Origin of the sequence: Staphylococcus sp. FSL W8-1268, from assembly GCF_038003965.1 — a bacterium.
In the GTDB taxonomy this organism is placed as follows: domain Bacteria; phylum Bacillota; class Bacilli; order Staphylococcales; family Staphylococcaceae; genus Staphylococcus; species Staphylococcus hominis.
This window is the reverse complement of sequence record NZ_JBBOQE010000001.1, coordinates 1,931,467-1,943,486: the sequence shown is the minus strand read 5'-3', so window position 1 is coordinate 1,943,486 and position 12,020 is coordinate 1,931,467. Positions and strand designations below refer to the sequence as shown.

Below are 12,020 nucleotides of genomic sequence, written 5' to 3'. Positions count from 1 at the left end.
ATTTGAGTTTGTTGGTAAATTTAACAAAAAATTCAAAACAAATGCAAAAGACAGAACTCCAAAATTAAAGGATAATATATGTTGAATTGTTCGCTTTTATTGGAGGTGCAAATGCTTGAGTAACGATGAATTAAATCGCTTGCTGAAAATCTATAAACAATATAAAGCGTTGTCTGAATATATAGAGAAAGAATACAAACTAACCTTAAATGATTTAGCTTTATTAAAATTAGCTTATGAATACACAGCAGACGATCAAATTTTAATGCAAACATTCTTAAAAGTTGCAATTGAAGAACTAGAATTAAGTAGAACAAAATTACTTGTTTCTATACGCAGATTAATAGAAAAAGAGAAATTAAGTAAAGTTCGATCAACAGAAGATGAACGTAAAATTTTTATCTATATGAACAAATCTAATATTGATCAATTTAATGCTTTATTTAATGATGTAGAAAGATTTTTAGATAATTAACTAAATGAATTGGGAGAGTACTGACAAGGGGATGCTTTGTCAGTATTTTATTTTTTATAAGGAAGTAACGTTTTTTTCAATTTAGACAATAAATTATTAATACTATATAATAAGTATTATTGAGTAAGAAAGCGAGATGACAATATGGGACGTAAATGGAATAATATTAAAGAAAAAAAAGCCCAAAAAGATAAAAATACTAGTAGAATATATGCAAAATTTGGTAAAGAAATTTATGTAGCAGCTAAATCAGGAGAGCCAGATCCTGAATCAAATCAAGCATTAAGACTTGTGCTAGAAAGAGCAAAAACATATTCTGTTCCAAATCATATTATAGATAGAGCCATCGATAAGGCTAAAGGCGGTGGAGATGAAAATTATGACCATCTACGTTATGAAGGATTTGGTCCAAGTGGTTCTATGCTTATTGTAGATGCCTTAACTAATAACGTGAATCGTACAGCATCAGATGTTAGAGCAGCATTTGGAAAAAATGGTGGTAATATGGGTGTATCTGGTTCAGTGGCTTATATGTTTGACCATACTGCAACGTTTGGTGTCGAAGGAAAATCTGCCGATGACGTCCTAGAAACATTGATGGAACAAGATGTAGATGTAAGAGACGTTATTGAAGAAGATGGCTTGACGATTGTGTATGCAGAACCTGATCAATTTGCACAAGTACAAGAGGCACTACGTCAATCAGGTGTAGAAGACTTTAAAATTGCAGAGTTTGAAATGTTACCTCAGACTGATATTGAACTTTCAGCAGATGATCAAGCAACACTTGAAAAACTTATTGATGCACTTGAAGATTTAGAAGATGTTCAAAATGTTTTCCATAATGTGGACTTAAAATAGTGAAACACACGGCTTCGTTTTGGATACAATCGTTAGACTTGGAATCTCATCCAGAAGGTGGATATTATAAAGAAACTATTCGACCGGAGGGTGTAAAGAAAGATGAAAGGGCATCTTTTAGTAGTATACTTTTCTTATTAAAAGCAGATGATATTTCGCATTTTCATCGTATAGATGCTGATGAAGTATGGTATTATCATGCTGGTGTATCACTAGAGATACATATGTTAACTGAAGATGGCCAATATCGTAGTGTCTTGTTAGGTCCAAATGTAGACCATGGAGAAGTACTACAATATGTTGTTCCCAAAGGAACCATTTTTGCTTCGAGTGTACCTCATTCGGAAGGTTATAGTTTAGTAGGCTGTATGTGTCAACCTGCATTTGAATTTAAGTATTTTGAATTATTCACACAAGATGAGTTGACAGAAGCATATCCACAATATCGCCGAATGATTCAAAAATATGCATTGAAAAACATTGAGTATTAATAATTAGACACTTCATTAATCGAGTTAAGTATAACTACATTAATGAAGTGTCTTTTTTAAAAAGATTTATTTTAAAAAGAGATAGAGGACAACATTTCTGACCATTTTCTATTCAGCAGTGCCAAAAAGTTCATTAGCTAATTCTACAACATAGGCTAATTTGTTCCATTGTTCTTGTTCAGTTAGAGCGTTGCCTTCTTCTGTAGAAGCAAAACCACATTGTGGACTAATACAGATATGGTCAATATTTACATATTGTTCTGCTTCTTTAATTCTTTTTTTAATTGTTTCTTTATTTTCCAATTCACCTGTTTTAGAGGTGATCAGTCCTAGAACTGCATAAGCATTGTCATTAAAGAAACGAAGCGGTTCGAAATCACCTGAACGTTCATCATCATACTCTAAAAAGAAACCATTTAAATTTTCTTTAAATAGATAAGGGGCGATGGCTTCATATCCTCCAGAAATTGCCCAAGTTGATTTATAGTTACCACGACAAATATGAGTAGTCAGAATTAAATCATTTGGTAGTCCTTCGATAGCTTTATTAATCACTTTATAGGCTAAATCACGTGCTTTTAGTTTTTCATCTTCAGAGCGTTGACGACCTCTCACTTTTTGAGTACCGTCAGTTAAACCAGCCCAGTATACGTCATCTAATTGAATATAGCGTGCTCCTAAGTCATAAAATGCTTGTAACGTCTCATGATAAACTTTTGCAATATCATTTGCAAAATCTTCTATATTAGGATAAATCGTTTCGTTTAAAATATTAGGATGGAACAATTGATTTGGACTAGGTATTGATACTTTAGCAGTTGCGCGACCAGCCACTTTTTTATATAAAAACTTAAAGTGTTCAAAGTGTGGGTGATTTGGATTAAATGATACTTTGTCCACAATTCTCACATTATGTGCACGTGTTTCTACACCTTCGAATTCTAATCCATGATCAGGAGTATATCCTTCAACGCCATTAATATTCTCTAGAAAATCAAAGTGCCACCAACTTCTACGAAATTCTCCATCTGTAATGCTATGTAAACCAATCTCAATTTGTTTTTCAATAATACGTTCGATTTCTTCATCTTCAATACGTGTTAATTCATCTAAAGATAATTCGTTATTATTAAATTTAAATCGTGCTTCTTTTAGGCGCTTAGGACGTAATAAACTTCCCACGTGATCTGCTCGAAAAGGTCTAACTGTCATAATTAAAAATGCTCCTTTTATTTAGAATTTTCAGATAATATAGAATAAAACTATCAAAACTTAGTGTTTTTGTCAATTTTACCTAAAAATTTAATAGTTATAGTAAAATGAAATTGAAAATTTAAATAATTTATATGTTAAAAGTAATAAAACATGCCATAAGATGACATGGTTTACTTAGTTTAATATAATAATGACAAGGAGTTGGTGGCTTTGTGAAAATTAAATACATAGATAAACGTCACTGGCGTCGCCTAATTGAACGTGATTACATAGAAGTTAAGGTAAATAATAATAGGTTTAAAGGTATTATTGGCTTGGTCACGATGAAAAAGGTGCGTGAGCCTTTAGAGGTGACGGTGGTCGATCAAAATGTAGTTGTAGTAGATAATAACTATAAATGGTTACAAATTCTGCCGGAAAAAAAACGCTATAGTATTACTGCAATGTTTGATGATAAGGGGAATCCATTAGAGTACTATTTTGATATTAACATTAAAAATATTACTCAAAAAGGGAACGCGAGAACATTAGATTTATTTTTAGATGTGCTGGTTTTACCATCTACTGGTGAATATGAGTTAGTAGATGAACATGATTTAGAACTAGCTTTGAAAAATGGACAAATTACGAAGAAACAATTCCATGAAGCCTATATTATCGCGCATCAATTGATGATTGAGATTGATGACAATTTTGCAGAGATACATCATCGAATTATGCATTGTTATAAAAAGATGATAGGTAAATTAAATAAGCATAAGAAAGCGTAATTATATTTCTTTAGTACTAAAACAATAATGAAATAGTATCAATTTTATTTACCATCATAGCCGTATTCGTGGATAAACATAAGGGGGAAGCTATGAAAATTGAAGATTATCAATTATTAATTACATTAGATGAAACGAAAACGTTAAGAAAAGCTGCTGAAATTTTATATATATCACAACCAGCAGTCACACAACGCTTAAAAACAATTGAACATGCGTTTGGAGTAGAAATATTTATTCGTACTAAAAAACAATTGATTACTACTACAGAAGGTGCAATGATCATCGAACATGCACGTGATATGTTGAATCGAGAAAAAATGTTTTTCGACAAAATACAAGCACATATAGGGGAAGTAAATGGAACCATATCTATAGGATGTTCATCTTTAATTGGACAAACAATATTGCCCCGTGTATTGAGTTTGTATAATACACAATTTCCTAATGTAGAAATACAGGTTCAAGTGGGTTCAACAGAGCAAATTAGGTCTAATCATAGAGATTATCACCTTTTAATTACTAGAGGGAATAAAGTAATGAATTTAAAAAATATCCATTTATTTGATGATGAACATTATTTTATTTATCCAAAAGAACGTCATGAAGATGTTTCAAAATTACCATTTATTGAATTTCAAGCAGATCCAATATATATAAATCAAATTAATCATTGGTATAGTGAAAAATTTGGACAAGATTATCATGCTACCATTACAGTAGATCAAGTGGCAACATGTAAAGAAATGCTAATAAGTGGTGTAGGCGTAACTATTCTTCCAGAAATAATGATGAAGAATATTGATCATCACGTATTTGAATTTGAAAAAGTCAACATTGATGGTCTTCCGTTAATCCGCTCAACGTATATGAGTTATGATAGTAGTATATTGCAACTACCACAAGTTGATACTTTTGTATCTTTAATGCTTAATTTTACTAAATAATAGTTAATCAATATTGCAATTTAAAAGAAGAATAGAGGTATAGTATATGTTTTCAGCACTATTGCATATTAAAAACTATAAATTATTTCTTATTAATATGATGCTCTTAGGAATGGGTATTGCCATTACAGTGCCATACTTTGTTTTATTCGCAACAAAAGAACTAGGAATGTCGACAAATCAGTTTGGTGTGCTTTTGGCTTTGGCTGCAGTAAGTCAATTTACTGTAAATGCGATTGTTGCTAGATTTTCAGATACACATCATCTTAATCGGAAAATACTTATTATTTGCGCACTATTTATGGGGGCACTTAGTTTTTCTATATATTTTTACATACATCATATATGGCTATTTATTATAGTATATGCGATATTTCAAGGATTATTCGCCCCTGCAATGCCCCAATTATATGCATCCGCTAGAGAATCTATTAATGCCTCTTCATCAAGAAATAATGCGAAATTTGCTAATACTGTATTAAGATCAATGTTCTCTTTTGGCTTTTTATTTGGTCCACTCATTGGTGCATACCTCATTCAATTTATGGGTTATGCAGGGCTATTTGGCGGCACGGTTATCATTTTATTATTTACACTGTTGTTACAAATATTCTTTTATAAGGATTTAAATCTGACTATAAACGACCAAGTTAAAGATACTGCTAGTATTGAAATAACTGCACCTAATATGTTAAAAGATAAAACTTTATTTATTCCATTTATTGCTTTTATACTTCTACATATTGGTCAGTGGATGTATACAATGAATATGCCATTATTCGTTACAGAATATTTGAAAGAACGAGAAGGTTATGTAGGTACTTTAGCAAGTTTATGTGCCGGCTTAGAGGTTCCTTTTATGGTTATATTGGGGATTTTAGCATCCAAATTATCTACACGCACTTTGCTTATACTAGGAGCCATAAGTGGTGGTCTATTCTATTTTAGTATTGGTATATTTGAAAATATATATATGATGATGATAGGACAAGTATTTTTAGCATTTTATTTAGCGATTTTATTAGGACTGGGTATTAGTTATTTCCAAGATATATTACCTGACTTTCCTGGTTATGCTTCGACTTTATTTGCTAATGCAATGGTAATAGGACAATTATGTGGAAACTTATTAGGGGGCGTAATGAGTCATTGGGTCGGATTAGAAAACGTTTTTTATGTTTCTGCCTTATCTATTTTTATTGGGATGATTTTAATATGGTTCACTAAAGATCAAACGTTTACATCTTCAAGTATGAATATACAATAATTAATAGAAATGATGATGTATGAAAATAAAAGTCTAGGACATTAAATACTTCGACAAATGAAAGAGACCACTTCTTCTATTGAAATAATAGGAAAAGGGTCTTTTTTATAATTATTTTGTTTATATATAGCTCAATGAGTTGTTATTTTTCTGAAAATAATATTCTAGGCTCTTATTTAATATTTTTATAACACAGTATTTGAATCTTCATCAACAAAATGATGTTCTATATAGAAAGCAATAGGTGTAATAATTAAAGAGATGATAATAAATGCCCAATTATTAATTCGAATACTAGGTCCATATGCCAAAAATGACTGTGGAATAAAAAACACATAAAACAGTGCTACTACTAGTAATGCGATAATACAGTAATTAAACCACCAAATCCAATGCGAATTATTAAAACACTGTAATTGAACAGTTTTAAAAACGACTAAAATAAAGAGAAATATAATAGCTAAACCAATGAAGAGCGTAATGGGAAAGGTATATAAATATACTTCATTATGATTATCAGGAATAAAAAAACCGATAAACCCTTTAAAGAAAAAGAATATACCCACTAAAAAGATAAAATTTCTAAAAATAGATTTAACAATATTTTTAATTGTTTCATTTGGTAGGGATTTAAGTTGTTTTTTAGCATGTGCTTTTGGATCATGATCGAAAAATTCAAGAGCTAAAGTTCCATCCTTCTCTGCGGCAAGTAACTCCTTCAAAATACGATTGAGCATGAGTTCACTATCATGTGGATTTACACGTAAATCTGCTCTAATATAAGTCATATAGTTTTCAAAAATTTCTCGATCCGTATTATTTAAACGCATTGATTTTACGTTGTTTTCACGGGCTAATGTTGCAGTCGATTTCATTTATTATCCCCTTAAAAATAAAAATATTTAAAAATTTTAAAAGTTGATTATTACATATTAAATATGAATAATCATATCATAGTTATGTAAAGAATATAATGTATAAATAGGGAGAATATAAAATGAGAATTCTTTCAATGACTGATTATCAATTAATTGAGAATATTGCACGTATTCATGAATATTACTTAGAAAAAAGTGAATTAAATTATCATGCTACAACACTTTCTATAGCATTAAGACAAGAAATATTTGAGAGAAGATTAAAAAACGAACCAAGATATTATTTATGTTATTGAGTCAAACCATGATTTTAGAGAACCTTTTGCTTTCACTTGAGATCAATTTGAAACGAGTACGAAAGTGGTAACGATTGAAATGTTATATACACACCCTCGTTTTCTAAACAGTGGGATAGCTACTAATTTAAAACTGACATTAGAACAATGGGCGATAGAAAAAATGCTCATTCTATCGAAAGTACAGTGGAGGCGAATAATAATCAAATGAGTCATATCAATCGTAAACAAGAATATGATATGGCTCATGTTAAAATGCGAAAAAACTTAAAATAATAAAATGAATCAAGCCACATTTCATGTTAAAATAAGTGTTATTGATATATATTTAAAGGAGAAATATATGAAGAAGTGGATTGTACTTTTACTATTAGCGACTTTAATATTGTCAGCATGTGGTAAAAGTGAAGAAAAAGTATCTTTAGAAAATGATATTAAACAGCTAGAAAAAGAAAATAAAGATTTAAAAAATGAAAAAAATAATCTAGAGAAACAAAAAGAAAAGCTCAATGCGCAACGAGAAAAGTTACAAAAAGAAGTAGATAGTTCTGTTGCCAAAGAATCAGTTAAACAAGAAACTGAAAAATCCAAAAAGGATAACTCAAATCAAACGAATCTATCAAATGAAAGTTCTAGTAGTACTGAAGAACAAAGTAGTGACTCAAATAGTGAACAATCAAATAATAATACAAGTTCTAGTTCGTCTACAAAGAGTAACTAATATAGGTTTTAAAAGGCTGCAGGTTTGACGATAGAATAAGAAGGGTAATAGTATTTAAATACATTTTGAATATAATATTCATATATTTGAAAATAAAGTTTAAAAATATAATAATAAAATTCAGTACATAATTTATAGTATGGGAGAGATAACTATGCATGAACATGATTTTCAAATCTTAGAGGGACGTGACATTACACTTCCAGAATTAGGTAAAGAGATTGAAAATATTACTGGACGTACAGTAACTCATTCAACTGGAGACATTAAACGTGTTGTGGCACACTTGCCAAATTTTGAATCAGAAAGTGATACATTTGTAGCTACTTTCAAACTTAATCATCGTAATGATTATATCGATGCAACATTTGTAGCACCTAAAAATCAACGTAATAAGTTAAAAGAGATTCCAGTACATATCGAATTAATAAGTTATATTTCAAAAAATTAATAATCTTTTAATCAAAATGAACGAAACGAAGTGTGTTATGGTTATATACTCCATGTCACACTTTTTTCATAATTGTATTTGGGTAATGGAGTGTGGATAAATGGTTGTTTATATAGAAACAGAAAGATTGAGATTGCGTGATTGGGAAGAAAAAGATTTATTATCTTTTCAAAAAATGAATGCAAATCCTCAGGTAAGACGCTATTTTCCAAGTCTATTAAGTTATAGACGTTCAGAATTAGATATGCAACAAATGGATGACATTTTAAAGGAAAAAGGAATTGGGCTGTTTGCTGTTGAGCTTAAAGAGACAGGAGCATGGTTAGGGTATATAGGGTTAAACTACTTACCAAAAGATAGTAAATATCCTTTTGAAAATTTACCTATATATGAAATTGGATGGCGACTTATCCCTGAAGTATGGGGGAATGGTATTGCTACTGAAGGTGCTATGGCTGTTTTAGAGTATGCAAAAGAAAAAGGCATAGAAGAAGTATTTAGTCTTACAGCTGAGGGGAATTTGGCCTCTCGAAAAGTAATGGAAAAAATTGGAATGTCATTATTTGATTATTTTGAACTACCTGAACTAAGTAAATATCATCCACTTAAAAGACATGTAAGATATCAAAAAAAGTTAAACATATAAATATTAATAAAGACTAGAAAATAGATAGAAACCCCAGAGGTTTTTTAGCATATTAAAAGTCATGGGCTACATAAAAAATGTGACGATAAAAAACAAATTTATTGCTAATCCTAAACCTAAATATAGAAACACTCAACACGAAAGTCTCTACATTTGGGTGCCGAAACCAGGATGAGCCAACGAATTCAAAAAGAATTCGTTGGCCCATCTTTTTTATAGTATTAATCAATCATAGGTTCTAACACCAAGAGATTTATAATTAAGTAATCCATCAATTAGAGCCTCTTTAGTGTCATATAAAGGTGCTAACGCTTTATATTTTTTATCGATAAAACCTTCTTCAATCATATGATCAATCAAAGTTTGAAGCGGATTAAAGAATCCATTTAAATTAAAGATGCCGATTGGTTTTTGATGTATACCAATTTGTGCCCAGCTATACATTTCGAAAAATTCTTCAAGAGAACCAGCTCCTCCTGGTGCCATAACAAAAGCATCTGCTAATTCAGTCATTTTTTCTTTGCGTTCGTGCATTGAGTCTACAAGAATGAGCTCACTTACTTTTTGACTAGTAATTTCACGTTCATCTAACATTTTAGGCATGACTCCAATTGCATGGCCTCCGTAATCTAGTACGCCGTCTTGAATAGCGCCCATGATACCTACTGAACCAGCTCCAAAAATGAGTTCATAACCTTGTTCAGCCATATATTTTCCTAATTGATACGCTTCTTTAATATAAATGGGATTATTCCCTTTACTTGCTCCACAATATACTGCTATACGTTTCATTTTGTATCCTCCATTAATTGATTAAGTAAGGTTTGAAAAACATCACAAAAATGCTGTCGGTCTGCTTTTGAAAAAGGGGAGGGTCCTTTATGACGTCCACCTTGTTTTCTAATTTGTGCATTATTATAACGCTGTTGAAGTAATATATCCATATTATTTTCGTTATAGATAAATCCTTTATGATGCATTATAATTCTAGCTTTCTTTAGTAATAAACTAGCTAATCCATAGTCTTGAGTAATCACAATATCACTCGTTGTTACAAGTTGTATAATTTTGTAATCAACTGCATCTGGTCCATCGTCAACGTATAGTATATTTACATGACTTGGATAATGAGAATGAGAAAAATGACTAAAGCTCCGTAAAATCGTAACAAAAAAGCCTGTCTCAGCTGTTAAATCAATAATTTCATTAACGACTGGACAAGCATCACCATCAACAAATATGGTTGTCATTATTTATTTGTAACCTTTTCTGAATGTAACGCTTTATCTTGAGTAATAATACTGTCAGCATTATAGTTATCATATTTCTTCATTTCTTTAATTCGCTGTTTTTCATTATGTTTTTGAATTTTTTCTTCTTCTTTATGACGTTTATCAATATTTTTTTGAAGTTTTTTCTCTAATTTAGAAGATTGTTTATGGTTCTTTTTAGCTAATTTTGATCCTTTTTTCTTAATATATTTAGGATCATTTTCTTTAGCAATTTTTTTGAGTTCACGCTTATTATCGAACTCTTGTTTTTTATCACCAAAGTAATCTTTAACACTAGATGCCTTATTTGCTACCGTATGTGTAGCATGTGAAGTTGCATGCGAAGCTTTTTGAACATCTGGATGAGACTTAATTTTTTTACGTTCTACAACTAGTGGTACGATAAATATCGGTAACACGTTAATTGCTGTTTTAATAACTTGTTTTTTGTCCATACTCGTTGCCCCCATAAAATTTTCTTTCTCTTTCATTACCCTATGATACAGGAATTCAAACGATTGCACTAGATTAAAATAGTTATCTAAAATTTTTATAAAAAAACACTAAAATTCAAAAAGAATTTTAGTGTGATATCATTAAATACCTTTACCAATACCGAATCCGAAATAAAGAATAGCAATAAAAATAACTAGTACGATTCGATAAATCGCAAATGGTACTAACTTCACTTTATTAATTAAATGTAAGAACGTTTTAATTGCAATTAAACCGACAATAAATGCTGCTAAGAATCCAATAATATAAAATGGGACATGTGCAAGATCAATATATTGATAATTTTTAAGTAATGATAATGCACTTGCAGCTAACATAATTGGGACTGCCATAATAAACGTGAAATCAGAAGCAGATTTATGATTGAGTTTCATTAATACCCCAGTAGAAATTGTTGATCCAGATCTACTGAAACCAGGCCACATTGCAACTGCTTGAGAAATACCAATGACAAATGCTTGGAAATAATTAATTTGATCGACTGTTTGCGGGTGCTTTACTTTAGTACTGTATTTATCAGCAATAATCATATAAATAGCACCAATGAATAAACCAATCATTACAGTGGGTACACTAAATAAATGCGCTTCAATAAAGTCATCAAAAAGAACACCTAAAATTCCAGCTGGAATCATACCTACTAATACATGGAGTAAGTTCAATCGGCGAGGTTTAGAACGCATTCCCTCACTATGAGCAACATGTTTGTATTTTCCGATATGTAACATTTCGAAGTAACGTTCACGGAACACCCATGCAGCAGCAAACACAGAACCGAGTTGAATGACAATTTTAAAAGTAAAAGCTGAATGAGAACCTAAAAATTGAGACGATTGTAACCACATATCATCTACAAGAATCATATGTCCTGTAGATGAAACAGGAGCAAATTCAGTAAGACCTTCTACAATACCTAAAATTAACGCCTTAATAAATTCAATAATTATCATAAGTAACCTCTTTCTTTTATGTAAAAAATGAACTTTCATTTATGCTAAATGTTTTATTTTAAAAAATTCACTTTATTATCATAGCATATTGAAATAATAATTTACTAATAATTACCGGTGGATATGATAATAATATCATGTTGTTTTGAAATAAAAAAACTATTTTGTTGTATTGTGTGAAAGATAATTAATTCAAAGAAATGACATAATATTGTCACTTAACTTTGAAATCAATTAAATGATTATTTGTGATCAAGCTTCTATA

At 30.4% G+C, this 12,020-nt stretch carries 16 protein-coding genes and 1 pseudogene; 11 read left to right on the top strand and 6 right to left on the bottom strand.

Going from position 1 to position 12,020, the window contains the following annotated elements; translation table 11 throughout:
* The first annotated feature begins 115 nt into the window (after positions 1-115).
* The 3 genes from NST64_RS09905 (at position 116) to NST64_RS09895 (ending at position 1,827) form a co-directional block, all read left to right on the top strand.
* Positions 116-475 (top strand): transcriptional regulator, SarA/Rot family, encoded by a 360-nt coding sequence (locus tag NST64_RS09905; RefSeq protein WP_002449574.1) that lies wholly within the window; start codon positions 116-118, stop codon positions 473-475.
* Between the two features lie 144 nt (positions 476-619).
* Positions 620-1,336: a YebC/PmpR family DNA-binding transcriptional regulator gene (locus NST64_RS09900; protein ID WP_002455657.1), complete on the top strand. Its 717-nt coding sequence runs from the start codon at positions 620-622 to the stop codon at positions 1,334-1,336.
* Positions 1,336-1,827 (top strand): cupin domain-containing protein, encoded by a 492-nt coding sequence (locus NST64_RS09895; protein ID WP_049335017.1) that lies wholly within the window; start codon positions 1,336-1,338, stop codon positions 1,825-1,827. Before NST64_RS09900 ends, NST64_RS09895 begins: the two co-directional genes overlap by 1 nt.
* 108 nt (positions 1,828-1,935) lie before the next feature.
* Here NST64_RS09895 and NST64_RS09890 read toward each other — a convergent pair whose 3' ends face one another.
* Positions 1,936-3,039: a 5-methyltetrahydropteroyltriglutamate--homocysteine S-methyltransferase gene (locus tag NST64_RS09890; protein ID WP_049418598.1), complete on the bottom strand. Its 1,104-nt coding sequence runs from the start codon at positions 3,037-3,039 to the stop codon at positions 1,936-1,938.
* Positions 3,040-3,254: 215 nt separating this feature from the next.
* On the opposite strand from NST64_RS09890, the gene NST64_RS09885 reads away from it, so the two are divergent.
* The 3 genes from NST64_RS09885 to NST64_RS09875 all read left to right on the top strand — a co-directional run bounded on the left by NST64_RS09885 (position 3,255) and on the right by NST64_RS09875 (position 6,026).
* Positions 3,255-3,812, top strand: a complete 558-nt coding sequence (locus tag NST64_RS09885; protein ID WP_002449585.1) for a DUF402 domain-containing protein — start codon at positions 3,255-3,257, stop codon at positions 3,810-3,812.
* A 92-nt stretch (positions 3,813-3,904) separates the two neighbouring features.
* Complete coding sequence (locus tag NST64_RS09880; RefSeq protein ID WP_049418600.1) at positions 3,905-4,759, top strand: LysR family transcriptional regulator; 855 nt, start codon at positions 3,905-3,907, stop codon at positions 4,757-4,759.
* Between the two features lie 46 nt (positions 4,760-4,805).
* Positions 4,806-6,026, top strand: coding sequence for a sugar efflux transporter (locus NST64_RS09875; RefSeq protein WP_002449565.1), 1,221 nt, complete (start codon positions 4,806-4,808; stop codon positions 6,024-6,026).
* A 185-nt stretch (positions 6,027-6,211) separates the two neighbouring features.
* Here the strand turns inward: NST64_RS09875 and NST64_RS09870 are convergent, their stop codons facing one another.
* A complete protein-coding gene (locus NST64_RS09870; protein ID WP_002455652.1) occupies positions 6,212-6,901 on the bottom strand; it encodes a DUF1129 family protein in 690 nt (229 codons plus the stop codon).
* A gap of 122 nt (positions 6,902-7,023) precedes the next feature.
* Between NST64_RS09870 and NST64_RS09865 the strand changes: the two genes are divergently transcribed.
* From NST64_RS09865 to NST64_RS09845, 5 genes are all read left to right on the top strand, one after another.
* The gene (locus tag NST64_RS09865; protein ID WP_107632463.1) at positions 7,024-7,200 is read left to right on the top strand and encodes a GNAT family acetyltransferase; all 177 of its coding nucleotides are present in this window, start codon (positions 7,024-7,026) and stop codon (positions 7,198-7,200) included.
* Between the two features lie 147 nt (positions 7,201-7,347).
* Positions 7,348-7,476, top strand: coding sequence for a hypothetical protein (locus NST64_RS09860; protein ID WP_275126705.1), 129 nt, complete (start codon positions 7,348-7,350; stop codon positions 7,474-7,476).
* A gap of 67 nt (positions 7,477-7,543) precedes the next feature.
* Positions 7,544-7,921, top strand: a complete 378-nt coding sequence (locus tag NST64_RS09855; RefSeq protein ID WP_049437518.1) for an SA0632 family lipoprotein — start codon at positions 7,544-7,546, stop codon at positions 7,919-7,921.
* Between the two features lie 154 nt (positions 7,922-8,075).
* Positions 8,076-8,372 carry a hypothetical protein gene (locus NST64_RS09850; protein ID WP_002449559.1) on the top strand — a complete coding sequence of 99 codons (297 nt, stop codon included), beginning with the start codon at positions 8,076-8,078 and terminating at the stop codon, positions 8,370-8,372.
* Positions 8,373-8,472: 100 nt separating this feature from the next.
* On the top strand, positions 8,473-9,018 hold the full coding sequence (locus NST64_RS09845; RefSeq protein ID WP_002449584.1) for a GNAT family N-acetyltransferase: 546 nt from the start codon (positions 8,473-8,475) through the stop codon (positions 9,016-9,018).
* Positions 9,019-9,243: 225 nt separating this feature from the next.
* Here the strand turns inward: NST64_RS09845 and NST64_RS09840 are convergent, their stop codons facing one another.
* From NST64_RS09840 to NST64_RS09825, 4 genes and pseudogenes are all read right to left on the bottom strand, one after another.
* Positions 9,244-9,810 carry an LOG family protein gene (locus tag NST64_RS09840; RefSeq protein WP_107632462.1) on the bottom strand — a complete coding sequence of 189 codons (567 nt, stop codon included), beginning with the start codon at positions 9,808-9,810 and terminating at the stop codon, positions 9,244-9,246.
* A complete protein-coding gene (locus NST64_RS09835) occupies positions 9,807-10,268 on the bottom strand; it encodes a YaiI/YqxD family protein (RefSeq protein ID WP_107632461.1) in 462 nt (153 codons plus the stop codon). Before NST64_RS09835 ends, NST64_RS09840 begins: the two co-directional genes overlap by 4 nt.
* Before the next feature lie 23 nt (positions 10,269-10,291).
* Positions 10,292-10,744 (bottom strand): annotated as a pseudogene (locus NST64_RS09830) (hypothetical protein); the annotation flags it as partial.
* Positions 10,745-10,885: 141 nt separating this feature from the next.
* Positions 10,886-11,755 (bottom strand): undecaprenyl-diphosphate phosphatase, encoded by an 870-nt coding sequence (locus NST64_RS09825; protein ID WP_002455649.1) that lies wholly within the window; start codon positions 11,753-11,755, stop codon positions 10,886-10,888.
* Positions 11,756-12,020: the final 265 nt, after the last annotated feature.